General features: G+C 65.2%; 18 protein-coding genes and 1 pseudogene. 5 read left to right on the forward strand and 14 right to left on the reverse strand.

The genetic code is table 11. From position 1 onward, the window contains the following. The first annotated feature begins 6 nt into the window (after window positions 1-6). Entirely contained in the window at window positions 7-810 is an 804-nt protein-coding gene (locus ABEA06_RS00080) for an amino acid ABC transporter ATP-binding protein (RefSeq protein WP_345310154.1), read from the forward strand. Window positions 811-896: 86 nt separating this feature from the next. Here ABEA06_RS00080 and ABEA06_RS00085 read toward each other — a convergent pair whose 3' ends face one another. From ABEA06_RS00085 to ABEA06_RS00140, 12 genes are all read right to left on the reverse strand, one after another. Next, window positions 897-1,928, reverse strand: coding sequence for a hypothetical protein (locus tag ABEA06_RS00085; protein ID WP_345310155.1), 1,032 nt, complete (start codon window positions 1,926-1,928; stop codon window positions 897-899). Window positions 1,929-2,434: 506 nt separating this feature from the next. Then, on the reverse strand, window positions 2,435-3,820 hold the full coding sequence (locus ABEA06_RS00090) for an MFS transporter (protein WP_345310156.1): 1,386 nt from the start codon (window positions 3,818-3,820) through the stop codon (window positions 2,435-2,437). Between the two features lie 195 nt (window positions 3,821-4,015). Next, window positions 4,016-4,756, reverse strand: coding sequence for an SDR family oxidoreductase (locus tag ABEA06_RS00095; protein ID WP_345310157.1), 741 nt, complete (start codon window positions 4,754-4,756; stop codon window positions 4,016-4,018). A gap of 78 nt (window positions 4,757-4,834) precedes the next feature. Continuing rightward, window positions 4,835-6,694 carry a 2-succinyl-5-enolpyruvyl-6-hydroxy-3-cyclohexene-1-carboxylate synthase gene (gene menD / locus ABEA06_RS00100; protein ID WP_345310158.1) on the reverse strand — a complete coding sequence of 620 codons (1,860 nt, stop codon included), beginning with the start codon at window positions 6,692-6,694 and terminating at the stop codon, window positions 4,835-4,837. A gap of 129 nt (window positions 6,695-6,823) precedes the next feature. After that, window positions 6,824-8,161 carry a sulfate adenylyltransferase subunit 1 gene (locus ABEA06_RS00105; protein ID WP_303382851.1) on the reverse strand — a complete coding sequence of 446 codons (1,338 nt, stop codon included), beginning with the start codon at window positions 8,159-8,161 and terminating at the stop codon, window positions 6,824-6,826. 1 nt (window position 8,162) lies between these two features. Then, complete coding sequence (gene cysD / locus ABEA06_RS00110) at window positions 8,163-9,095, reverse strand: sulfate adenylyltransferase subunit CysD (protein ID WP_303382852.1); 933 nt, start codon at window positions 9,093-9,095, stop codon at window positions 8,163-8,165. Further along, complete coding sequence (locus ABEA06_RS00115) at window positions 9,092-9,850, reverse strand: phosphoadenylyl-sulfate reductase (RefSeq protein WP_345310298.1); 759 nt, start codon at window positions 9,848-9,850, stop codon at window positions 9,092-9,094. Before ABEA06_RS00115 ends, cysD begins: the two co-directional genes overlap by 4 nt. A gap of 92 nt (window positions 9,851-9,942) precedes the next feature. Next, entirely contained in the window at window positions 9,943-11,655 is a 1,713-nt protein-coding gene (locus ABEA06_RS00120; protein ID WP_303382853.1) for a nitrite/sulfite reductase, read from the reverse strand. Window positions 11,656-12,065: 410 nt separating this feature from the next. Next, window positions 12,066-14,348, reverse strand: coding sequence for a PhoX family protein (locus ABEA06_RS00125; protein ID WP_345310159.1), 2,283 nt, complete (start codon window positions 14,346-14,348; stop codon window positions 12,066-12,068). Window positions 14,349-14,479: 131 nt separating this feature from the next. Further along, a complete protein-coding gene (locus ABEA06_RS00130; protein WP_345310160.1) occupies window positions 14,480-15,487 on the reverse strand; it encodes an o-succinylbenzoate synthase in 1,008 nt (335 codons plus the stop codon). A gap of 119 nt (window positions 15,488-15,606) precedes the next feature. Continuing rightward, window positions 15,607-17,127 (reverse strand): catalase, encoded by a 1,521-nt coding sequence (locus tag ABEA06_RS00135; RefSeq protein WP_345310161.1) that lies wholly within the window; start codon window positions 17,125-17,127, stop codon window positions 15,607-15,609. Between the two features lie 76 nt (window positions 17,128-17,203). Beyond that, the gene (locus ABEA06_RS00140) at window positions 17,204-17,710 is read right to left on the reverse strand and encodes a Fur family transcriptional regulator (RefSeq protein ID WP_345310162.1); all 507 of its coding nucleotides are present in this window, start codon (window positions 17,708-17,710) and stop codon (window positions 17,204-17,206) included. Window positions 17,711-18,418: 708 nt separating this feature from the next. Between ABEA06_RS00140 and ABEA06_RS00145 the strand changes: the two genes are divergently transcribed. The 4 genes from ABEA06_RS00145 to ABEA06_RS00160 all read left to right on the forward strand — a co-directional run bounded on the left by ABEA06_RS00145 (window position 18,419) and on the right by ABEA06_RS00160 (window position 23,492). After that, window positions 18,419-19,825 carry a glycosyltransferase family 2 protein gene (locus tag ABEA06_RS00145; protein WP_312396338.1) on the forward strand — a complete coding sequence of 469 codons (1,407 nt, stop codon included), beginning with the start codon at window positions 18,419-18,421 and terminating at the stop codon, window positions 19,823-19,825. Next, window positions 19,743-20,405, forward strand: coding sequence for a family 16 glycoside hydrolase (locus ABEA06_RS00150; RefSeq protein WP_345310163.1), 663 nt, complete (start codon window positions 19,743-19,745; stop codon window positions 20,403-20,405). Before ABEA06_RS00145 ends, ABEA06_RS00150 begins: the two co-directional genes overlap by 83 nt. 46 nt (window positions 20,406-20,451) lie before the next feature. Then, complete coding sequence (gene wecB, locus ABEA06_RS00155) at window positions 20,452-21,651, forward strand: non-hydrolyzing UDP-N-acetylglucosamine 2-epimerase (protein WP_345310164.1); 1,200 nt, start codon at window positions 20,452-20,454, stop codon at window positions 21,649-21,651. Between the two features lie 74 nt (window positions 21,652-21,725). Beyond that, window positions 21,726-23,492 carry a polysaccharide deacetylase family protein gene (locus tag ABEA06_RS00160; protein WP_345310165.1) on the forward strand — a complete coding sequence of 589 codons (1,767 nt, stop codon included), beginning with the start codon at window positions 21,726-21,728 and terminating at the stop codon, window positions 23,490-23,492. A gap of 17 nt (window positions 23,493-23,509) precedes the next feature. On the opposite strand, the pseudogene ABEA06_RS00165 reads toward ABEA06_RS00160, so the two are convergent. Both ABEA06_RS00165 and ABEA06_RS00170 read right to left on the reverse strand, forming a co-directional pair. Then, window positions 23,510-24,512: pseudogene (locus ABEA06_RS00165) on the reverse strand (IS481 family transposase). A 70-nt stretch (window positions 24,513-24,582) separates the two neighbouring features. Continuing rightward, window positions 24,583-25,452 carry an NAD(P)H-binding protein gene (locus tag ABEA06_RS00170; RefSeq protein WP_345310166.1) on the reverse strand — a complete coding sequence of 290 codons (870 nt, stop codon included), beginning with the start codon at window positions 25,450-25,452 and terminating at the stop codon, window positions 24,583-24,585. Window positions 25,453-25,464: the final 12 nt, after the last annotated feature.

Below are 25,464 nucleotides of genomic sequence, written 5' to 3' on the forward strand. Positions count from 1 at the left end.
GCCACGGTGTCCACATTTGCAACCGAAAACACTCAGGCGACCCCCGGATCCCAAGCACCCGCCGTGTCCGTGCGCGGGCTCAACAAGGCCTACGGCGACCTCGAGGTGCTGCGCGGCATCGACCTGACCGTTCACCCCGGTGAAGTGGTGTGTTTGATCGGGCCCTCCGGTTCCGGGAAGTCCACCCTGCTGCGCTGTCTCAACCTGCTGGAAGAACCGCAGTCCGGTGACATCACGGTCAGCGGCTTTGACGTGACCGACCCGGACATCGACGTGGACGCCATGCGCCGCAACGTGGGCATGGTGTTCCAGCAGTTCAACCTGTTCCCGCACCTGACCGTGCTGGAGAACTGCACCGTGTCCCAGGTCAAGGTGCTCAAGCGCTCCAATGCCGAGGCCGAGCAGACCGCAATGACCAACCTGGAACGCGTGGGTCTCGTGGAGAAGGCGCAGCAGCGCCCCGGGCAGCTCTCCGGTGGTCAGCAGCAGCGCGTGGCCATTGCCCGTGCGCTGTCCATGAACCCGGACCTGATGCTCTTCGACGAGCCCACCTCCGCGCTGGACCCGGAAACCGTAGGCGATGTGCTGGCCATCATGCGCACCCTCGCCAACGAGGGCATGACCATGCTCGTGGTGACCCACGAGATGTCCTTTGCCCGCGACGTCGCCGATCGCGTGGTCTTCATGGACGGAGGCGTGGTGGTCGAGGAAGGCCCAGCCCGCGAGGTCATCGGCTCCCCCAAACACGAACGCACCCGGTCATTCCTCTCCCGCGTGCTCAACCCCACCAAGGTGGATACGCCGGAGTAGGCGCTGTCGCTGGGCCCGGGGGGGTGCCAGGACCGGCGATCGCACGTGAGGGGCCGTTAGAACCTCTTCTCGCCGGCGGGAGGGTTCTAACGACCCCTCACGTGCTGCAGTGGGCTTTGGCTGCGCCTGGCGCGTGCAGGATCCAAGTGATGGAACAGCCACTGCAAGAGTTCCATGCGTCGCTTGGGATCCCTGAGGTCGTCGAGGACCACCACGCGGACCTGCCACCCATGATCCCGAAGGCGTTGGATCCGATAGTTCTCATCCCCGTACGCCTGTCCGTTCTCCCAGTGTGGGCGCCCGTTGTATTCCAGGGCGACCATGTCCGCCGGCCAGGCAAGGTCCGGATACACCCATCTGCCGTCCATCATGAACGGGTGATTGGTCTCCATGGGCTGTAGTCCGCAGGTGAGCAGCACTAGGCGGAGCAGGGTTTCCATCGAAGAGATCGTGGGCCCCTGAGCGAGTTTCAGGGCCTGTCGAACCCGCACCACGCTCTGGGCCCGCGGTGGCAGGTGAGCGAGTAGCTCCGCCACGTGATCCACAGCAAGCGGTTGGATCACCGTGCGCCCTTCGGCCACGACCCGTAGGGAAATCATTGCATCCAAGCACGCGGTGATGCGCCACAGGGGAAGGACCGGAGCCGCGGCCACGAGTGCCTCCAACGGGTGGGTCAGCGGACAATCCCACGGACCCACGATCCCCGGCAGCGCCAACGACTTGGATACGCGCGTCAGTCTCTGACTCGATGCCAGCCTCGTGCCGTTCCACGCTAAGTGTGTCGTGTGTGATCGTGCCTCGTACTCCCTGGCCCGTGGTGCGGAGGCGTGGCCCAAGAGGCGTTGTTCCCAGCCGTAGGCGTGATGGACGGGGAGGTTCAACATGTCGAGGGCCGTCAGTCCGGTCACCGCCACCTGACCTCGGTGCCGTTCCAGGTGATCCCGCAGCAGAACCGATCGCTGCTGAACACTCAGCGGTTCAGCGCTCCGAACCCACGCTCCCCTGGCCAGTTGCCGCATGTACGGTCTGCGTCGTAGGTCCCGCGGTCGCCGTTCCCATTCCCGGGCGCTCAGCAGGGTGAGTTTTGGTCCGAGGTCCATTGCTTCGAGAGTTCGCATGGGAGGGACCCTAGAAGTTCTCGACGCCGCTCGGTCGCCGTCGTTGCAGACCAAGCCGTTTACTCACCCCGGGTGTTGCCCACCGGGCCCCTGTGGAGGGCGCTCCGCGCGGTGACCGGCTCTGCGACCCGAAGGGCGCCCATTTGCGGGGCGCGATGTGACCCGATGCGGCCCTCATCTGCGCGGCAGAGGCACGGTGGGCGAACGCAGGCTACGCACGACAGGGGCCGGTAGCGCCGTCGAACCCACCTCAGGTGAGGATAGGACCCTTCCCCACCAGACAAAAGGTTCCACCGGCCCCTCAGATGTGCGGTACGGCCCTAACGGCACCTGAAGTGGCGGAGCATATCGGCGGGGTACGGCCGCGTGGACGCCAGGCATGCGGAGAGCACAAACGCAGGGTGCCGCTGCTCGCAGTGAGCAACGGCACCCTTGGTGTTTCTATGTTTCCCGAGGCAGTCGGGGTCAGCGCGCCAGGTCGCCGGCCGACTGTCGTTCCCGGAACATCAGTTCAGGACGGTCGAGGGAGTATTGGCGTCCTGGTTTTCGGAAGACTCCAGGATTTCCTCTGCCTTTTCCGTGGCGGCTTCCACAGCCTTCTGGCGGGGAACCAATACGGTCACGAGTGCGCCGAACAGTGCCACACCACCGAAGATGTAGAACGCGGTGGCGCCACCCAGACCGGCTGCAACCAGCCAGCCACCGATGAGCGGGCCGAAGATGCCGCCCAGTCGGCCGAAGCCGGAGCACCAGGCCACACCGGCTGCACGAGCGTTGGTGGTGAAGTAGTTGGAGGTGAAGCCGTAAATCAGCACCTGGGTACCCAGGGTGCCCACACCGGCCACGGCAATGAACATGAACAGCACCGGCAGCGGGAAGTGGAAGGTCATCAGCACCAGCGTGATGGCTGCGATCACGAAGGTGGTGGAGACGATGAACTGGGGTCCGCGGCGGTCGGCGAGCTTGGAGGCCACCACACCACCGATCACAGCGCCGGAGTTGAGCACCAGCAGGAATGCCAGCGAGTAGGTCTTGCCGTAGCCGTAGCTCTCCATGATCTTGGGGAGCCAGGTGTTGAGGCCGTAGGTCAGCAGCAGGCCGGAGAAGGACATGAAGCCCAGGAGGATTGCACCCACGCGGAACTGCGAGGAGAACACGGCACCGAAGCCGGTCTTGGCGGGAGTAGCGCCGGCCTTCTGAACGACGACCTCCTCCAGCAAGGGCGTGCCGGTCTTGAGGGAAAGCGCCTCGGCCTCTTCGCGGCGGCCGCGGGAGAGCAACCAGCGCGGGGACTCGGGGAGCTTGAAGAACGCAATGGGCAACAGGAACAGGATGGGAGTCGCGCCGATCATGAACAGACCGCGCCAGCCCAAGGGCTCAAGAAGGATCATGCCCAGCAGCGCGGCGAGCACGCCACCGGCGGGGATACCCGAGTACACAACGGCGTTGTAGAAGTTACGGCGCCCGGCGGGAGCGAACTCCGCAATGGTCGCACCGGCCGTGGCGAGGATCGCACCCAGACCGATACCGGTGATCAAGCGCAAAGCACCGAACGCGAAGATCGAGGTGGAGAGCGAGGTCACGAACATGCCGATGGAGAACCAGGCGATGCCGACCAGGATGATGCGACGGCGGCCCACGTAGTCGCCGATGGAACCGCAGATCAGGGCGCCGATGAGCACACCGATCAGCGCGTAGGAACCCAGGGTTCCCGCGGTGGCGGCGTCAAGTGCGCCGATGTGGGAGGGATCTGCCATCAATGTGGTGAGGACGGTCCCGTAAATGGTGAGGTCGAAACCGTCGAAAATCAGTGCGGCGCAGGCGATACCGGCGACCCAGGCGGCGGTCCTCGCCTCTTTTCGCGGGTTCGCGGCAACGAGTGTGTTGCTCATGGTGGTGGTCCTCTCGGATCAAAGATCTTCCGGAGAGCCCCTGGACCCCCGGTGCGTTTCCGGAATGGTTGCGCGTTAGAACTTAATCCTGAACCACTGTGAGCCTTACCACACGGGGATAACCCCCAGGGTTTCACCAGGGGGTGTTAATGTGTCTCGGCATATGAGTGGATGCTAATTTGCATCCACAGCTACCTAATGCATGCCCGATGGGCGCACGGTGATGACCTCCACCTGCGATGTTCGCTCGGCATCGACAACAACGCGCACGGCAGCCGCGATCTGGGCCGGTTGGATCCATTCCTCGGCGCGATATTCCTTGCCCTGGTAGGCATGCAGTTCTTCCTGCATGTCCGTGGCCACCCGACCCGGATGCACCGACGACACCCGCACGCCGTTCGCGCGCTCTTCTTCGCGCAGCGCGTCCGTGAAGGCTCGCAGGGCAAATTTGGTCCCGGAATACAAGGACGACGCCGGCCCGGCGGTGAAGCCCGACCCCGAGTTGATGGCCACCACGTCCCCGCCGACGGCTCGCAGCTGGGGCAGCACCAACTTGGTCAGTTGGGCCACCGAGAAGACATTGACCTCGAAAATCTCGCGCCACTGGTCACGAGTGGTTTCCGCCACCCGTGCCATGGGTGCAATACCGGCGGAGTGCACCACCACGTTCAGCCCCGGGAACTCATGAGCCAGGGGCGCCCACGCGGCCTCGACCGCGGCGTCGTCGGTGAGTTCGGCGACGAACGGCCGAGTGCCCGGGCCGAGCCCCTCGAGTTCGGAACGCACCCGCTCAACGTCATTGGAACGCCGGCCGCCCACGAACACCACGTGGTCACGGGCGAGGTCCTCGGCCACGGCTCTGCCGATACCCCGGGTGGCCCCGGTGACCAGGGCGGTGCGCGGTGCCGTGCTGGAAACAGTCTGCTGATCAGTCATGGACCCATGCTAGCCACGAGTGGCTCAACGATGACCGCTGCTGCCGGAGCGAGTCGGCGGCAACCACCGCTGCCACGTTTACTCCCCCGCGGGATGCTTGGCCAGGAACTGCCTAGCCGCGTCTTGCGCCGCCTCGCGAATACCCTGGTGGAACTCCCGCAGACCGGCGCGGTCGATCGGGACCTCGATGACGCGGCGACCCCGTAAAGGCGCTGCAAACAGTGCGGCCAACTCAATGGCGGTGTCCGCGCGACTGTACTCGACCGCGTAGGCCGCACACAGGTCCGGGAGGGACACCTGGTGCGGGGTGCCGAAGAAGCGCTCCACGGTATTGGTGTACCGCTCGTCCTGGGCCACGGCACCGTGTTCGAGTTTCCCGAAGATTCCCCCGCCGTTGTCGTTGAGGACCACGAGCTGGACGTCCGGGACCTCTTCGCCGTGGCCCATGAGCAACCCGCCGGCATCGTGCAGGAACGTGAGGTCACCCAGGAACACACGCACCGGGCGTCCCGTTCCCAATCCCACGCCGTGGGCGGTGGCCACGGTTCCGTCGATCCCGGACACACCGCGGTTGGCCACCACGGCCACGGGGTCGCCCGGTAAGGCGACCAGGTCCAGGTCTCGGATCGGGTTGGACGAACCGGCCACGAGCACGGCGCCGTCTGCCGCGCATGCATCCCACACGGCGTGCGCCACATGCAGGCCGGTGAGGGCGGGTAAGAAGTTCGTCTGCGTCCGTAAGGCATCGCCCGCGGCTACGCCGGCTGCTTCCCAGGTCTCGAACCACCCCTTACGCACGGGCCCGATAAGGTCGAGGACTTCGTGGAAGGAGCTGACAACCTCCTCGTCGCGGCGCCCTTCCTCGAACCACGCAACCGGCCCGGGCCGCACGGCCAGCACACGCACGTCCTTGCGCCGCAGCAGGTTCGCAACGTGGCGGGACAGTGTGGGACGGCCGATGAGCACCACGGTGTCCACCTGGTCAACCAGGTCCAGTTCCAACACGTTCTGGTACGAGTGCACGGCGGACGTACCGAAACGCGCGTTGGAGGACGGTTCGGCCAGGAGCGGCAGTCCGGCCTCCGCTGCGAACCGCGCGGTACCCGGCCCCGCGCCGTCGCCGGCCATGACCACGGCCCGTACGCCGTCCGGGGTGCTGGTCCGCTTCCCATGATTCTCACCCGAGGGTGCCGCAATGCCGCCGCCGCGCACATTGTGTTCGCGGACAGTTGTGCCGATGTCCCGGGGCAGTCCGCCCGTAGCGATGTCCGGGCTGTCTCTCACCAGGGATTCGTCGAAGACGGACCAGGGGTGGGCAATGCGTGCGGGGCGGTTTTCGGCCAATTCCGCAGCCAGTTCCACTGCCCAGTTCCTGAGGAACACGTGGTCTTCCTCGGTCCACGGGTACAGCGGGTCCCGCAGGCCAAGATTGAGGTGCACCGGGCCCGGTGCGGTGGTGCGGCTCCCCCCGGCGGCCGCGAGCGCGCGATCCAGCGTCTCCGCGGCGGGGTTTTGATCGTCGGGCACAAGATCCACTTGGGCGCGCACGAACGCCTCGAACACTCCCGGCTGGAATGTGGTCTGGTTGGCGCCGGTGCCGCGCAGTTCGGGCGGGCGGTCAGCCGTGAGGGCCACGAGCGGAACCCCCGAGTGCGAGGCCTCCATGACAGCGGGCAACAGGTTGCCCACCGCGGTGCCGCTGGTGGTGAGTACCGCGGCGGGTCGCCCGGTGGAACGGGAAATTCCCAGGGCCGTGAAGGCCGCCGCGCGCTCGTCGATGCGCACGTGGACGCGCAGCGCCCCGCTCTCCTGGGCCGCCGCGGCGGCGTAGGCGACGGGTGCGGAGCGAGAACCCGGCGCGACCACCATGTGCTCCATGCCCGCGCGCGCGAGGGCACTCAATGCGGTGGTGGCCGTCAGCAGGCTCGGAGTGATCATGGAGCCCACTCTAGTGAGCCCCTCGGACACCCACAGTCGCCCGCAGCACGCGGGGCTCCATCACGAGGACACGCGCGCACGTGATGCGGGCGGCGCCGCCCGATCACGGACGACGCCGCCGCGCAAACCTCAGATCCGCCAGTCGCCGTTTTCTGCCTTGAGACTTCCCAGCACTCCGGGAGTCTCAACGCTGTCATCCTGGATCATGCCCGCGGCCTGCGTGCGGCCCGTCTGCGGGTCGATCAGCAGGAACGATCCCAGAGTGTGCGACCGGGTATAACCGGTGGCGAAGATCGGATCGGCCACCCGCACCGTGATCCGGCCGATGTCATTGAGTCCGAACGAGTCCACGGATTCCGCGCTGAGACTGTCCAGGTTCAAGCGACCGTCGATCGACCCGACAATGCCACGAACCACTCGCGTGGTGTGTTTGAGCAGTACGCGCTGGCCCTCGTGCAACGGCTTCTCATCCAGCCAGCAGACCACGGCTTCCACGGACTGGCTGGGTTCGGCGCCCGCCTCCACACCGGAAATGAGATCACCGCGGGTGATGTCGATCTGGTCACTCAACCGCAGGGTCACGGACTGCCCTGCGACGGCCCCGTCCAGGGGCTGACCGGCCAGGTCGATGGCCTCAACCGTGGTCCGGCGACCAGCCGGCTGCACCGAGACGGTATCTCCCACGCGCACGGTTCCGGAGGCGATCTGCCCCGCATACCCGCGGTAGTCCACCAGTGCGGGATCCACCGCGGCGGACTGCGGGCGCAGCACCGTCTGCACGGGGAACGCGAAATCCTCGGACCGGGTGAGCTCGGCCGAATCCGGCAGCGTCTCGAGCCATTCCAGCAGGCTGGGGCCCTCGTACCACGGGGTGTTGGGCGATTTCTCCGCCACGTTGTCCCCGCGCAGGGCGGATATCGGGATGGTCTGCAAGGCCAGCACCCCGAATTGGTCGGCCAGCTCGTGGAGGTCCGTGGTCAACTGCGCGAACCGTTGCTCGGCGTCCGGGACCAGGTCGATCTTGTTGAGCGCCACGATCAGGTGCGGCACACCCAGCAGCGCGGCAACGGCCAGGTGGCGGCGGGTCTGCTCCACGATCCCGTGCTCCACGTCCACCAGGATGATGAGCGCATCCGCGGTGGAGGCGCCCGTCACGGTGTTGCGGGTGTATTGCACGTGTCCCGGGCAGTCGGCCAGGATGAAGTTGCGGGCGGGCGTGGCGAAGTACCGGTAGGCCACGTCGATCGTGATTCCCTGCTCGCGTTCGGCCCGCAGGCCGTCGGTCAGCAGCGCCAGGTCCGCCGAGTCCAGACCGCGCGCCTGGCTCACCCGCTCAATGGCCTCGAGCTGGTCGACCAGGATGTTCTTGGTGTCGTGGAGCAAGCGCCCCACCAGGGTGGACTTGCCATCGTCCACGCTGCCCGCGGTGGCAATGCGCAGCAGGCTTCCTCGGGTGTCGACGCTCATTTTAGAAATAGCCCTCTCGCTTGCGGTCTTCCATGGCGGCCTCGGACATGCGGTCATCCGCTCGCGTGGCACCGCGTTCGGTGAGTGTGCTGGTCGCGACCTCCGCCAGGACGTCCTGGGCACTGGCGGCCGGTGATTCCACGGCGCCGGTGCAGCTCATGTCGCCCACGGTGCGGTAGCGGACCGTGCGGCGTTCAATGTTTTCGCCCTCGCGCGCACTCACGTACTCCCCCACGGCCAGCAGCATGCCGTCGCGCAGGATCACGTCTCGTTCGTGTGCGTAGTACAGCGGCGGCAGCTCGATGTTCTCCGCGGCGATGTAACGCCAGATGTCCAGCTCGGTCCAGTTGGACAGCGGGAACACCCGCACGTGCTCGCCCGGGCGGTGGCGTGTGTTGTACAGGTTCCACAACTCGGGGCGCTGGTCGCGCGGGTTCCACTGACCGAACTCGTCGCGCAAGCTGATGATGCGTTCCTTGGCTCGGGCCTTTTCCTCGTCACGGCGGGCGCCGCCGTAAACCACGTCATGACGGCCGTCCGTGATGGCATCCAATAACGGCACGGTCTGCAACGGGTTGCGGGTGCCGTCCGGGCGCTCGCTCAACCGCCCGTCATCGATGTAGTCCTGCACGCTGGCCACTTCCAGACGCACCCTCAGCCGCTCGGCGGTGCGGTCGCGGAACTCGAGAACCTCCGGGAAGTTGTGCCCGGTGTCCACGTGCAGCACGGGGAACGGGATGGGGCTAGGCCAGAAGGCCTTGGCGGCCAAGTGCAACATCACCACGGAGTCCTTGCCGCCGCTGAACAGCAGCACGGGGCGTTCACCCTCGGAGGCGGTCTCGCGGAAAATGTGCATGGACTCGGCCTCGAGCCGCTGCAACTGGGAGAGCGCGGCCGCGTGCGGTGCCGAGGTGGAGGTAACTGTGGTGGTCATACGTGAATCCCGCATTCTGTCTTGCCCAGCCCGGACCAGCGACCAGCGCGCGGATCCTCACCGGGGGCAACTTTTCGTGTGCACGGAGCGCAACCAATGGACGGGTAACCCTGCGTCAGCAGCGGGTTGACCACCACCAGGTTGGTTTCGGCCCAGCTCACGACGTCGTCGAAGGTCCAGTCCACGATCGCGTTGATTTTGACCATGTGATGGCGTTCGTCCCATTCCACCGGCGCGGCGTTGGCGCGATGGGGAGTTTCCTCGCGGCGCAGCCCGGTCACCCACGCCTCGTAGCCCTCAAGGGCGTTGTCCAGCGGCTCGACCTTGCGAATCCCACAGCACGTGGCGGGTTCGCGGTCGTGGAGTCTCGGACCGAACTCGGCGTCCTGCTCGGGCACGGTCAGCCGCGGCAGCAGGGTGCGCACGTTCACGGGCCAGTCCGAAGCGAACGCGTCCCGGGTCTCAAGGGTTTCCTGGAAGTGGTAGCCGGTGTCCAGGAACAGCACGTCCACGTCCTTGATGTGCTGGCTGACCAGGGCGGGCACCACGGTGTCCGAGGCCATCGAGCACGCCACCGCCAGCGACTTCCCGAACGTCCTGCCGGCCCAGGCCAGCAGTTCCTGGGTGTCCGCGTTGCGCTCGCCGAACAGTTCATTGGCCTCCTCGACCAGAGCCTTCAGCTCGGCCTCGGAGCGAGTTCGTTGGGGCGCCGACGCCGCTCCGGGCGCCTTGGTATCGACGGTTGCGGAGCCCACTCCGGTTGCGGCCGGCGAAGTGGTCACGTCAGGTGACGTACCCGCGGCAGGTGCCTCGGGCGGCGTCGTCGGGGATGAAGTAGTGGGAGTGGTCATCGCAGGCAATCCTCCTCGGCGTTCTGTGCCCACTCGGCGAAGGTGAGTTCGCCGTTGGTCTCGGCCATGTAGCGGCGGGTCACGCGCTCCACGTAATCCGTCAGGTCGTCGGAGGTGACCTTCAGGCCCCGCACGGTGCGACCCAGCCCGCCCTCTTCGCGGTCCGCGGAGGCGAGCCCGCCGCCCAGGTGCACCTGGAACACGAACTCCTCGCCAATGAACTGGCCCTTGAGCCCGATGTCCGCGGTCTGGATGCGCGCGCACGAGTTGGGGCAACCGTTGATGTGCAGGGAAATAGGGTTCGTGATCTCAAGATCCGTGAGCCGCTCTTCGAGCTGATCGATCACCTGGGCCGCCAGGCCCTTGGTCTCCACGAACGCAAGTTTGCAGAATTCAATGCCCGTGCACGCAATGGTCGCGCGGCGGAACGGGCTGGGGTGCGCGTCCATGCCGTGGGGCTCGAGCGCGGCGGTCAGCTCCGCCACACGATCCTCGGGGACGTCCAGGACCAGGACCTTCTGGTAGGGCGTCAGCCGGATGCGGTCGGAACCCACGGCCTCGGTTGCGTCGGCGAGCGTCAACAGCGCGGCGGAATCGAGGCGGCCCACGGTGAGGGCGAAGCCCACGTATTTCTTGCCGTCGTGCTGCTCGTGCACTCCCACGTGATCGGGGCGGCCCACGGCGCGGGCGGGCGCGGGGCCGTCCGGGAGTTCGCGGCCCAGGTACTCGTCCTGAAGCACCTGGCGGAACTTCTCGGTGCCCCATTCGGCCAGCAGGAACTTGAGGCGGGCCTTGGTGCGCTGCTTGCGGTACCCGTAGTCGCGGAAAATGCCGGCCACCGCGGCCCACACGGGAACCACGTCTTCCGGTGCCACGAACACGCCCAGTCGCTCGGCCAGGCGCGGGGTGATAGACAGCGCGCCGCCCACCCACAGGTCGTATCCGACCCCGAGTTCGGGGTGCTCGACCCCCACGAAGCTGACGTCGTTGATTTCGTGCACCACGTCCAGGCTCTTGCTGCCGGTGATCGCGGTCTTGAACTTGCGGGGCAGATTCACGAAGTCCGGGTTGCCCACGAAGGCCTCACCCAGGGCATCCAACTGCGGGGTGCAGTCAATGATCTCGTGGGCGTCCACACCGGCCACCGGGCTGCCCAGGAACACGCGCGGGGTGTCGCCGCACGCTTCGACGCTCAGCAAACCCACGGAATCCAGCCGCTCCCAGATCTCGGGGACGTCCTCGACGCGGATCCAGTGCAACTGGATGTTCTGTCGGTCGCTGACATCGGCGGTGTCCCGGGCGAAGTCACGGGAGATCTCACCGATCACGCGGGCCTGCGCCACGCTCAGCCGACCGCCGTCCGTGCGGATGCGCATCATGAAGTACTTGTCGGACAGGGATTCCGCGTCCAGCTTGGAGGTGGAGGCGCCGTCCACGCCCTGTTTACGCTGGGTGTAGAGACCCATCCAGCGGAACCGTCCGTGCACGTCATCCGTGGGAATCGAATCGAAACCCTGCTTGGAGTAGGTGTCGATGATGCGTTCACGGACATCGAGCGGATTGCCCTCGGCCTTGAACTCCTCGTTGTGGTTGAGGGGGTCCTTACCGCTGATCTTCCATTGCCCCAGGTTGGTGCCGGGGCGCGGTCCGCGCACGCGCGGGGCAGCCGACTTGGAAGGACTCTCGGTTGAGGTCGTTTGCGCGGCCATGGCAGCTCCTTGAACGGAAACTAGTGATCGTCAGGTGCGCCGCGAGATGTCGGGGGTACGGGTGAGGTCCCCGAGCGGCACAGTTCTGCGTGACCCGTTGCATAAAAGCTACCGACGTCAGGGCGGGCCTCACAGCCCGTTGTCACGGGGAGTCACATCACGTCACACCGCGTCACATAGGTCGCGGGCACCCAGGACGACGCCGCTCGGCCCGGTGACATGTCCGGCTCGGCTTCGCAGCGGGCACCGTGTGTCCCGCGCAATACCGTGCCGGAATGTCGGGCGCGGCGGGGCACCCGGGTGCGTGAGCGACGTCGTCGACATGAACGCGTTAAAGACCCGTGCGGGGCCGCGGACAACCGCGACCCCGCACGGGTCTGATCACGCACTCAAGCGTGGCTGGCGCTGGCTCAGCGCTTGGGCAGCGGGCGGGTGATGTTGCCCTCGCCGCCGCTGTCCTGGAAGCTCCAGTCCTCGTAGGAACGGCGGGCCCGGCGAGCACGGTTGCGGGTGTCCGGGTTGGACTTGCCCCGATAGCCGCGGTACTTGGGACCCTTGGGGCCGTTCTTGCGGCGCTTGCCGCGGCCGTGTCCCTTGCCCGGCTTGTCGCTCACGCCACCGGGGAACTCCGGATCCTTGTCGCGCTCCAGCTTGAAGACCTGCACCACGGCGGGGCGGGGCATGGAGAACTCGCCTTCGCCGGCGCGGGTGGGCAGCACGTAGTCCGGGAAGTAGGAGCGAGGCTCCTCGAACGAGCCGTCCTCACCCGGGTGCTGCACGGCCACGTAGACCATGTCCTCGTTGTCGTGGACCACCGGACCGCAGGTCTCGGCGTCCTGTGGGACGGACAGGAACTGCTGCACGCGGCCACGCTCGGAACCGGTCAGACCCACCTTGAACAGGGCGTCGTTGTAGCCGATCTTGGACGGCGCACCGTCCGTGGAGATCCACAGGTTACCCGCGCGGTCGAAGGCCACGTTGTCCGGGCAGGAGATGGGTGAAACCTTCTCCTTGGGGTACCCGCCAAAGTATGTGCCGGAGTCCTTGGTGGGATCACCGCAGACCAGCAGCAGGTTCCAGTTGAAGCGGGTGGAGTTCACGCGGCCGTGGCGCTCGGTGAATTCCAGAACGTAGCCGTCGCGGTTGCCGGTACGCGGGTTGGCCTCGTCCACCGGCGCGAAGCCGGGCTTGCCGCGGTCGGAGTTGTTGGTCAGAGCCACGTACACCTTGCCGGTGTGCGGGTTGGGCTCCACGTCCTCCGGGCGGTCCATCTTGGTGGCACCCACCTTGTCCGCGGCCAGGCGGGTGTAGACGAGAACCTCGTCCACGGCCATGTCCTTGATCATGGACTTGCCGCCCTTGATCAGGGGCAGCCATTCGCCGGAACCGTCGAACTCGCCGTCTGCGGGCAGGGTGCCGTCGCCGGTGATCTGACCCTTGGGCGAGTTGCCCGTGAGCTTGGCCACGTAGAGGTCGCCCTCGGAGAGCAGCTTCATGTTGTGGCGCTTGTCGCCCTCCTTGTACTTGCGGGAGGAGACGAACTTGTAGATGTACTCGAACTTCTCGTCGTCACCGGAATAGGCGACCACCGTGCCGTCATCGCCCACGTGCACGTTGGCGCCCTCGTGCTTGAAACGACCCAGTGAGGTGTGCTTGACCGGTGCCGAGTTCGGGTTCTGCGGGTCGATCTCCACGATCCAGCCAAAGCGGTTGGGTTCGTTCTTGTACCCCTCGATGCGGGCATCGAACCGCTTCTCGACCTCCGGCCAACGGCGCGAGGGCATGGTGGTGGGGAAACCGTAGCGCTTCTCCTCCGAGGTGCCGGAGGTGATGAAGTACTGGTGCACGTTCTCCTCGCCGGAGAGGACGGTACCCCACGGGGTCACACCGCCGGAACAGTTGTTCTGGGTGCCCGCAACGCGCTTGCCCGTGGGATCGTCCTGCGTCTTGAGCAGGTCCGAGCCCGCAGCGGGACCGTCCACCACGAACGGTGTGCTCAGGGTGATGCGACGGTTACGGGCACCGCCGCGCACGTAGGACCACGGTTCGCCCACCTTGGTGCGGGTGATCTCCACGACCGACATGCCATGGGCTGCCATGGCGGTGCGCACCACGTTGGCCAGGTTCTTCTCCTGCTCTCCCGTGGGGAACATGGTGTTCTCGTTGGTGTACTCGTGGTTGTTGACCAGCACACCGGTCAGCCCGTTGGGGTCCGGGATGATGTCCAGGTAATCGGCGTTGAACCCGAATTGTTTGGACTGGGACTCCGGGGTCTGATTCTTGGGGTCGAACTCCGGGGCGTCGTAGAACAGCGGGTCGCCCCAGCGAATGATCGGGGACCAGTCGTAGTTCTCCGGGACATTGAAGTCGTCCACGGTCATGCCCACGGGCTTGATCGGGGTGAAGTCCAGGCGACTGCGGCCCTTGCCCCAGTACGCGTAGCTCGCGTTGGCCGGCTCGGCGGCACCCGCCACGGCCCCCACCGTGAGAGCACCGGCCAGGCCCAGGCCCAGTGCGGAACGGCGGCTCACGGCCGCGGAAATGATGTCGTGCGCGTACTCATTGCCGGACTGGTTGCAGTCCGGGTTCATGCACTGGCTGCCGCACTTGAGCTCACAGGTCAGGGGGCTGCGCTTGCCCTTGACGTGGCCCAACATGGGCAGGAGTTTGCGGCGTTCGGGTGTCTGCGTCATGGGATCCCCCTGGGTGAGGACATGCAAATACACATGTCAGCGAGTTGTTCCGCTGCCTAGCTCACCACCTGAGAGTGAGCTGAGTACGACGCCAGGTGAAACGGGAGGTTAATTGACCGAGCCGGGCAGCGCTAACCCGCCAGCACCGCGTGCGTCCTGCGGATCCGGTCGAGCCACCAGTCCCGCCGCTCACCCGTCACCGCGAATTCCGCCAAGAGATCCTGGTCCACGGCTGCGTCTCGCACCGGAATGTGACCCTCCTGCGGTTTGAGTGATTTGCGGGTCACATCCGCCGCCATGAGCGACAGGGTTCCTAGCCCGCACGCGTACGGCAGCTCGGGCAGCGCGGCGGCCAGGGCCACACCCGCCCGAATTCCCACGGAGCTGTCGATGGCCGAGCTCACCACGGCGGGTAGGCCCGCGTCCCGCACGAGCTCCAGCGCCCGGCGCACTCCCCCGAGCGGGGCCACCTTCACGATGATCAGGTCGGCGGCACCGGCACGGGCCACGGCGAGGGGATCTTCGGCCTTGCGGACCGACTCGTCCGCGGCAATCTTCAGGTCAATGCTCTTGTCCCGCAGCCTTTGCCGCACGGCGGCCAAGCCTTCAATGGTGGCCACCGGCTGTTCGGCGTACTCCAGGTCGAAGGCCGCCAGCTCCGTGAGCGCCGCGACGGCCTGCTCCTCGTCCCAGCCCATGTTCGCATCCACCCTGAGCTCCGCGCCGGGAAGGAGGTCGCGGACGGCGGCCACGCGAGCGACGTCGTCCGCCAGGGATTGACCGCGCTCGGCGACCTTGATCTTCACGGCGGGTACCGCGCCGCCGTACCCGGCAAGCACGTCCGCCACGCGGTCGGCGGGCACGGCCGGGACGGTTGCGTTGACGGGGATGCTCGAACGCACGGGATCGGGGAATCCCTGCCAGGCAGCTTCGATGCCGGCGCGGAGCCACTGAGCAGCCTCGGCGTCCCCGTATTCCGGGAACGGGCCGAATTCCCCCCACCCGGCGGGTCCGTGGAAGATGGCGGTTTCGCGGACCGTGATGCCCCGGAACTTCACGCGCATCGGAAGGCCAACCACGCGAACAGTGTCCAGGAGGTCGGCAACGGGCGGGAGGTTCAGAGCGTGTGGGGAGGTCATGAATCCAGGGTAAGTCTCGCGGGAACGACCCTGTGTCATCACGTTCACCGGGCAGGCAAACGCCCGGCTGGAGGAATCCAGCCGGGCGTTCGCTCAGCAAGTCACGCTAACAATGCTCGTCAGTGGACCGGTGCGTTGACGCTCTCGCCCTCGTCAACACCCATACCCGGCACACTGGCACCGGCGTCGACCTTGACGGCGTCCTCGATGCGCTGACCGATGGTCTCGTCCACGTTCTTCCAGTACTGGAAGGCGTTGGACAGCACCGGTTCCTGCACGCCGTCCAGGGCACCGGCGACGGTCTCGACGAACCGATCGCGCTGCGCGTCGTCGAACACCTCACGGACCAGGATGCCCGCCTGCACGAAGTCGCCGTCGTCCTCGCGCAGGGTGTAGGCCTCGCGCACCAGGGCGCCGTCGTCCTCCCAGCCGTTGTCCACCGGGCCGGTCTCGTCCGACCAGGAGTCACCGAAGGAGTTCGGGGCGTACACCCGGCGGGCGCCGCTGTGCAGGTACGTCATGCTGCCCTCGAAGTTGTAGGTGTGCACCTCGTTGATCGGGCGGTTCACCGGCAGCTGCTGGAAGTTGGTGCCGACGCGATAGAGCTGGGCGTCCGCATAGGCGAAAGTGCGACCCAGCAGCATCTTGTCCGGGGAGTTGCCCGTGCCCGGGACCATGTTGGCCGGGGAGAAGGCCGCCTGCTCGATCTGGGCGAAGAAGTTCTCCGGGTTGCGGTTCAAGGTCATGGTGCCCACCTTGTGCCGCGGGTAGTCCTTCTTGGACCAGGTCTTGGTCAGGTCGAAGGGGTTGACCCGGTAGGTCTTGGCCTCCTCGTACGGCATGATCTGGAAGTACAGGTCCCACTTGGGGTGCTCGCCCCGCTCGATCGCGTCGAACAGGTCGCGACGGTGAATGTCGGCGTCGGCACCGGCCAGATGCTCGGCCTCCTCGTTGCTCAGGCTCTCCACGCCCTGCTGGGACTCGAAGTGCCACTTGACCCAGAACTTCTCGCCCTGCTCATTGACCAGCATGTAGGTGTGCGAGCCGTAGCCGTTCATCTGACGCCAGGTCTTGGGCAGGCCGCGCTCGCCCATCAGGTAGGTGACCTGGTGGGCGGACTCGGGGTTCTGGGTCCAGAAGTCCCACTGCATGGTGCCGTCACGCAGACCGGAATCCGGCAGGCGCTTCTGCGAGCGGATGAAGTGCGGGAACTTCATGGGGTCGCGCACGAAGAAGATCGGGGTGTTGTTCCCGACCATGTCGAAGTTGCCTTCTTCGGTGTAGAACTTCAGGGCGAAGCCACGGACGTCACGCCAGGTGTCCGGGGAGCCCAGCTCGCCGGCCACGGTGGAGAAGCGGGCCAGCATCTCGGTCTTCTTGCCCGGCTGCAGGAAGTCCGCCTTGGTCCACTGCGAGACGTCCTCGGTGACCTCGAAGGTGCCGAACGCGCCGGCGCCCTTGGCGTGCGGACGACGCTCGGGGATGTTCATGCGGTTGAAGTGCTGCAGGGTCTCCACCAGCTGGTGGTCGTGCAGCACGATCGAACCGTTGGGGCCGGTGGTCAGCGAGTTGCGGTCGCTGACGGCGGGGATGCCGGCCTGGGTGGTCGAACCTGTGCCGTGCGGGGTGGTTTCCGTCATCACGTACTCCTTAGTTGGGTTGGGACGGGTGGGTGAACCGGTCGGCCCTGGGTGGGCCTTGCGAATGACAAAGGGTCTACCTTCGCGCTGTTGCCTTGTCGGCCTCTTGAGCCGAGCAGTCGGAACACACGCCTTGGTAAACGACATCAGCCACATGGATGTTCATCCCATGGGTTTCGGTGGGGGCCAAACAGGGGGCGTGCCCGACGGCGCAGGCGACGTCCTCGATGCGTCCACACACCGTGCACACCGCATGGTGATGGTTGTCCGCCACCCGAGTCTCGTACCGGGCCGGAGAGTGCGCCAGGTCAAGCTGACGCAGCAACCCGGCCTTGGTGAGCGAGTGCAACACCACGTAGACGGATTGCACGGTGATGTTGGGCATCACTGCGCGCACCGCGGAGAGCACCTCATCGGCAGTGGCATGCGGGGAGCGCTCCAAGGCATCCAGCACGGCCAGTCGAGGCTTGGTGACTCGCAGTCCAGCCTCTCGGATCCGCGCGGTCCACATCCCGGGAACGACGGCGGTGTCACCGGCGTTCTCGTGCTGCGGCGGTTGCGCAGAGAAAGTGGTCGAGGTCATAACGACAGTGTGTCATGTTTTGAGTTACTCATCAAAAGGTCTTGAGGTTTTTCTCGCCCTGGCGGGGGTGAATCTCAACACGCCTGGTAGGAACAAGCCGCCCCCACAACGAGGCCGAACAACCAAAGGGCCCACCCCACCACCCACGAGCCGGGGCCCCGTGCGCACCCCCGAAGACGTTTCCCCAAGTAGAACGGGTATTCATCGTGCACGAGTATTTTCAGGTCTTGGTGATGTAGTCCCCTATTGTGCGGGCATCAAATCCGAACTCGTTGAATAACCTTGCGGTAACAAGAAAGCGGTGGCACACTGACATGAGTCGGCACCTCATCGATGAATGGTGCCGAAAGTCCTGTTGGGGAACGGGACTGATCCATTGGGGGAAACACATGCTCGTAGCTTTAAGCGCGCCATTAAACAGCGCGACCAGTATCTCGGAATATACGCAATCAATCCTGCACAGCGGCGGCCGACTGCTACTGATGATCGCCATGGCGCTCTTCCTGGCGTACGTGCTGTTCATGCTGTGCGCCGTAAGCATCTCAAGCGCATTCACCACCTGGCAGTCCCTGCGACAGCACTCCAGGTCCGGCGCTGTTGCAGCCCTGACCGGCGGATCGCATACGCGACACACGGGTCGACGCGGGCGGGGCGCCCACGTTATAACCGGCCCCGGTCAACACCCCGGTCAGCGGTAGAGAATCCGTCATGATTATGTTTCTCGGAAACAGGATCGATTTGGTCCTGTGGCTCGTGATTGCCCTGGTGATGATTAGCGTTCTTTACGGATTGACCTTATTGGTGCTTTCTCGTTTTGAACCCCGTCGGCAGAGAATTTCAGCTGGTCAGACTGCTCATGCGGGCTCGGAAAAAACCGTGGTCTTCGTCGTGCCATGTTTGAACGAGGACCGCGTTCTGAAAGCAAGTCTGGACCGTCTGACCAGCCTCGATTATCCCGGGATCCATATTCTCGTGATTGATGACGGGTCCGACGACGGGACCGCCGATATCGTTCGCTCACACCCTGATCCGCGGGTTCGCCTGTTCCAGCGTGTTCTCCCGGAGGCCCGTCAGGGCAAGGGCGAAGCATTGAACGCGGCCGTTCGCCACCTCGTGGGTAGCGAATTGATCGCCGGGTCACCCCAGTCGGAGGTGATCGTGTGCGTCATGGATGCGGATGGGCGCCTCGATCCCCACGCTCTGGATGAGGTCATGCCCTTGTTCCATGACGAACAGCTCGGTGCCGTGCAGATCGGCGTTCGGATCAACAACCGTCAACAGAACCTCTTGGCTCGCATGCAGGACATCGAATTCGTGCTGTTCACTCACGTGTTCCAACGCGGTCGCCGCCACTTGGGCAGCGTGGGTCTGGGCGGTAACGGCCAATTCGTGCGGTTGTCCGCGCTGACCGGTCTGGGCCCGTCCCCGTGGTCGCGAAGTCTCACGGAGGACCTGGACCTGGGGGTCCGGCTGCACATCGACGAGTGGGACATCGAGTTCTGCTCTACCTCATCCGTGCACCAGCAGGGCCTGGTGGACGTCAAGCGGTGGATCAAGCAGCGCACCCGCTGGTTCCAGGGGCACCTTCAGTCCTGGAACCTGGTGCCCTGGGTCCTGCGCGATCTGACCGGAACGCGCAGGGCAGACATTCTGTATCACCTGACCAGCCCGTTCCTGCTCCTGGTCACGTCCTTCCTCAGTGCGGCATTCGCGTTCTGGGTCCTGGACATCCTGCTCGGGATCGCCCTGGGACAGGCCGTGGTCTCCCCCTGGTGGCTCTCTGCCTACCTGGTGGCGTTCGGACCCGCCGTGCTGTTCGGATTCGTGTACTGGTCGCAGGAGAAACATCAAGGGTTGAACCCGTTCGTGGCCGTGGTGCTGATTCACGGGTACGTCCTCTATGCCCTGCTCTGGTACGTGGCGGGCTGGAAGGCCGCCTACCGCGCCGTGATCGGCCAGAACTCGTGGACCAAGACAGAACGCAATGTCGAAAGCAGAAATCAAGTGGATACGTCCGCGGAGGAGCTGACCGGTGAGGCCATACCCGAAGAAATTGCCGGCGGTGCTACTGGGAGCCGTGCTCCTGGCGCTGTTGGTCACGGCGGGGGTCAATAACGTGTGGCGGGTCCAGCCCTGGGCGGACGGAGAAACCCACGGCCGGTGGACGGCGATGTACAACGGGCACGGCCGGACGGTGGGTACGGACCAGCAGGTGGTGCTGGAACCCAACGCGGCGACGTCGGCGGATGTCACCCACGGGTCACTGGTGCACACCACCGAGACGTACCAGGACGCGGACTTCGAGATCACCATGAAGACCGAGGAGCAGGTGCGCGAGGGATCTCCCAACGTGTGGGAGGTGGGCTGGGTGCTGTGGAATTTCCGGGACAACGACCACTTCTACGCCGTGGCGCTCAAGCCCAACGGCTGGGAGATTTCCAAGCAGGACCCCGACTATCCGGGAAGCCAGCGTTTCCTGGCCACCGGGGAGGACAAGAAATTTCCCATCGGTCAGGAATATCAAGTGCGGATCGAGCAGGACTGGCCCCGGATGACCGTCAGCGTGGACGGTCATGTTCTGGCCACGGTAACTGACACGGAGCGGCCGTACCGCGGGGGCTCCATCGGGCTGTACACGGAGGACGCCCGGGTCCGCTTCATGGACCTCAGCGTGGCCACCGAATCGGGAGACTGACGCTAACAATCGGGGTGCCGTGGGCCGGCATCCCAGAGGAGAAATTATGGTACGAACACCCCCCCTTCAGCCGGTCACCATCATGGCGGTTTACGGAACCCTCCCCGAGGGCATCAAAATGGCGCCGCTCGTTCTGGCGCTGCGCAAAGATCCGCGTTTCCGAGTACGCGTGGTCGTCACGGGGCAGCACCGCGAGATGCTAGAGCAGGTCAACGAGGATTTCGGTATCGTCCCCGATCACGATCTGGACATCCATGTCCCCGGACAGACGCTCACACAGATCAGCGCACGCACCCTCGAGGGGCTGACTCGGGTCCTGCAGACGGAGCGGCCCGATGCTGTGCTGGTTCAGGGTGACACGACGACGTCTTTCATGGGCGCGCTCGCGGCCTCCTACTCCGAGATTCCGGTGATCCACACGGAGGCCGGGCTGCGCACGGGTGACAGGTCCTCGCCGTTCCCGGAGGAGATCAACCGGCGTCTCACCGGGCAGATCGCCAGCCTGCACCTGGCCCCCACGGCGGCAAGTCGCGAGAATTTGCTGCGGGAGAACGTGGCGGCGTCGGACATTGTGGTCACGGGCAATTCGGGCATCGACGCCCTGTTGGCCACCGTGGCGTCCCGGCCCCGGATCACCGACGTCGCTCTGGTCCGACGCCTGGGCCGCGGTCGCCCGGTCGTTCTGGTCACGGCCCACCGGCGGCAATCGTGGGGCGAACCGTTGGAGGCCGTGGGCCGGGCCGTAGCCACGCTGGCCAGGAGGCACCCCGACCACGATTTCATTTTCCCCGCGCACCCGAATCCTATGGTGCGCGAGGCGCTGCGACCGGCCCTGCGGGGGCATGACAACGTGCTGATGATCGAGCCGTTGCCCTACGCGCAGTTCTGCGCGCTGATGGAACGGTCCAAGATCATCCTCACCGACAGTGGCGGTGTTCAGGAGGAAGGTCCTTCATTGGGCAAACCGGTCCTGGTGCTGCGTGAGACCACCGAGCGACCGGAGGCCGTGGAAACCGGCATGGTGAAGTTGGTCGGAACCGATGAGAACACCATTGCCCGAGAGGTTTCCACCTTGATTAGCAACAGCCTCGCGTACGGCCGCATGTCACGGGGGCTCGATCCGTACGGGGACGGCCGTGCGGCGGAACGCACGGTGCACGCGGCGGCTCGGCACTTCGGCATGGGGGATGCCGTGGATGAGTTCAGCTTTGGCAAACCACCGTTCACCCGGGCCGCCGCCCACTGAGTTTTTCACACGGTGTTCGGACTTGGGCGAACACCTATATTTCACGATCCACATCACGTTCAGGCGGGGGAGCCATGAGCAAGACTTTTCAATTGTCGAGGGGCCAACGCGCCGCCTGGGTCGCGGGACTGTTCGTTCTGTTGCTCGTGTCCACCGCGGTAGTTTTCGGTTTGACCAACGATTCGTTGCGCGAGGGCCAGGGTTCACCGTTGGCCAAGGAGTACACGACCGTCTCCGACGGGGAGGGGGATGGTTCGGAAGCCACTTTCCCCGCCACGTTCGGCGAGGAAGGTAAGGCCTCCACGCTGGTGCTGTATGACAAGACGGACAACACGTCCTCCAACGGTGAACTGTACGCCGTGGCCACGGGAAACCTGGTGACCCATTTCGGGACGGCGGAGATCAAACCGGTGGCCGAGTACGCGGACAACGCCATGAACGCCTACGACGCCGTGGTGTACATCGGGACGGATTCCGCGGCCACGCTCCCGCCCGCGTTCCTCGATGATGTTCTGACCTCGGACACCCCGGTGATGTGGGTCGGCGAGAACCTGAACGCGATGACGAGCGACCGAACGGCGCAGTTCCGTTCCGAATTCGGCTGGGACCCGGGCCAGACGCGGACCGTGAGCAGCGACCTGGTCCATTCGGTCCGTTACAACGACAAGGACGTGGCGCGATACACCGATTCCGTGGCGATCTTGGAATCGCCCGTCGTGGAATCCGGTAGCTCCGTGCAGGTGCTGGCCAGCGCGCAATGCCGCAAGGACGACGCCCCGGTTTCCTGCGTGCCCGATAATGCCGACGGCGCTCAGGACGTTCCGTGGGCGGTGCGTTCCGAGAATCTGACGTTCGTGAGCGAGATCCCGTTGGATTACATCGACGAGAATGACGTCTATTTGATTTATTCGGATTTGTTCTACGGGCTGCTGGCACCGGACACCGCCGCGGTGAAGCAGGCCGCGGTGCGGTTGGAGGACGTGGGGCCGGAGTCCGATCCCGCCGACCTGCGCGCCATGGCCGACTACCTCCAGGAAGCCGGTGTTCCGTTCCAGGTGGCCGTGATGCCCATTCACATTGCCAAGACTCCCGAGGGGGACGATTGGTACGGGCTGAGTCTGCTGGATCGTCCCGAGGTGGTGGATGCGCTCAAGTACATGCAGGACCGCGGTGGCACGCTGATTCAACACGGCACCACGCACCAGTTCGGCACCCTTGACAATCCGTACAGCGGCCGCAGCGGTGAGGATTACGAGTTCTACCGCTACGGATGCAGTGCCACCGCGCGTCAGCCCTTCGAGTTCGGGGATTGCTCGAACACCTCCTACATTCGCCAGATCGGCCGGGTTTCCGAGGACTCCGTGGAGCAGCACACCGCGCGGATCGAAAAGGGCCGCCAAGTCATGGTCGATGCCGGGCTGGGCGAGCCGGAGATTTTCGAGACCCCGCACTACGCCGCCTCACCCAACGCGTATGCGGCCATGACCGACGTCTATGACGCTCGGTACGAGCAGAGCGACTACTTCGCGGGGATCCTCTCGGGCGAGCCCAGCGAGGCAGGCCGGGCCTACAGCCAGCACTTCCCATACACCGTGCATGACATTTACGGCAGCAAGGTGTACCCGGAGAACCTGGGCAACATCACCGAGTCGGAACAGAACAACCACGCCACCCGCGACCCGGAGTTCCTGATCTCCCGGGCCGAGGCGCACCTGGCCGTTCGTGAATCCACGGCGAGTTTCTTCTTCCACCCCTACCTGGACATCAACTACCTCAAGGACACGGTGGAGGGAATCCAGGGGCTGGGGTATCAGTTCGTACCGGTGACGGAGCTGAAGTAGTCAGCTCACCGTTTCGTCTAGTTGTACTGCTCGGGGACGTTGATCAATCGTGAGAAGGGTGGCTGTCCGTCGCAGGCGGTGTGGGGACGGTGTTGGTTGTAGTGGTGGAGCCAGTCGGCGAGACCGGCCCGACGCTCCTGCTCACTGAGATAGCAGCGGGCATAGGCCCAACCGTCGGCCATCGTCCGGTGGAATCGCTCGACCTTCCCGTTCGTCTGCGGGCGATACGGACGGGTCCGCTTCGGCGTGATCGACAGCGCCTCGCAGGTGTCGTGCCATAGGCGAGACCGGTAGGCGCTGCCATTGTCCGAGAGCATCCACTCGACGGTGACTCCTCGCTCTGCGAACCACTCCACGGCGCGGTGAAGGACGCCGACGGCAGTGACAGCGGTCTCGTCGTCGTGGACCTCGGTGTATGCGACGCGGGAGTGGTCGTCGATGACGGTATGTACGAACGCATACCCGAGCTTCGGACCGCCGTATTGATTGCGCGGCTTGCCGGGGGTGGCAGCACGATTCTTCTCGCCTTGTTGGCGACCGACGTAGCGCCAGCCACCGCCGTCGGGGATGTTTCCGATCTTCTTCACATCGACATGTACCAACGACCCCGGGTGAGGGTGCTCATAGCGGCGAACCGGCTCCCCGGTCGCGCGGTCGCGCGGTCGCCCGGTCGACGTAGGAGAGCCGGTTCAGTCCTGCACAGCGCAATATGCGGTGAACGGTAGACGGCGCGATCCCCAGTCGCGCGGCCAATTGAACAGGTCCTTCCCGCAGGCGAACTCGCAAGCTCACGCATCGCTTCGTAGTCGCCTTGCATGTCTTGTTCGGAAACGCCCTCGGCCGCGACGACCGGTCTTCCATGGACTCGCCCGCGATGTATCGGTCGACCCACCGTTTCACGGTCGGCCAGGACACTTGGAACCGGGCAGCGACCTCGCTGATCGGGTATCCGTCAACTATGACCAGGCGCGCAACCTTGAGGCGATGGCGAGGGGTCAGAGCGGCGTTTGTGTGAGACATCGATTCTCCTCATCGAAACGGGCGGCCTCCTCATGGAGGCCGCCCGCGGGTTGTTGATTGGTCCGTTCTGTCAGAGCACCGGGAGGAGCTCGTCGTGAATCCAGCTGACCAGCGTTGTTGGTGTCGTTGTGGCCAGGGTTCGCGACTGTTCGGGGTGGAAGTCATCGCGCATCCCGGTGCCCATGCCTAAAACAGCGTCAGCCATCTTCGGAGGCATCCCTGCGGTGAGGTACTGCTCACGCATCGCGGCGTCGCTGATCTGCTCCACTCGCACGGGGTGACCGACCTGATCCGTCAGGATCTTGGCCACCTGCTGCCAGGACAGGTCTTCTGGTCCGTGGACTGCCAGGGTCCTGTGTCCGTGCCAATGGGGGTTAAGCAGCGTGAGTGCGGCGACCTCGGCGATGTCGCGCGGGGCGGCCCAGCTCAAAGGCTGATCGAGTGGCAGAACCGTTTGCAGCTTCCCCTGACGCACACCTTCGACGTCCATCAGTAGGTTGCTAAAGAAGTAGCCGCGACGCAGGTGAGTGACGTCAAGGTTGAGGGCATCGAGGGCGACTTCGGTGTTAGCGAGTCCGTCGATCTCCCCGACGCCAGAGCGCTTCTCGGCTCCGATGCTGCTCTGGAAGACGACTCGACCAACCTCGTTGATGGTGACTGCCTCTACGAGTGCCTGGGTCGCAAGGGCATAATCCGCGAGTGGATCAGCCGAGAAGACACTGGGGTCAACCCAGTAGATCACGTCGACTCCACGCGTGGCCGCGATGACCTGCTGAGGGTCGGTGGAGTCGGCCTCCATAACATCGGCATAGTACCTGAGCGTCGGGGGCACCTTCTCGGGGCTCCGAGCCAGGAGCAGCGGTCGCACTCCGGCTCGAACCAGCATGGACGTGACGTGTCGCCCGACGTGACCCATCGGGGTTGTGACCGCGATTCGCATGCGCGTCTCCTT

Origin of the sequence: Kocuria gwangalliensis (genome assembly GCF_039544365.1) — a bacterium.
Taxonomy (GTDB): Bacteria; Actinomycetota; Actinomycetes; order Actinomycetales; family Micrococcaceae; genus Kocuria; species Kocuria gwangalliensis.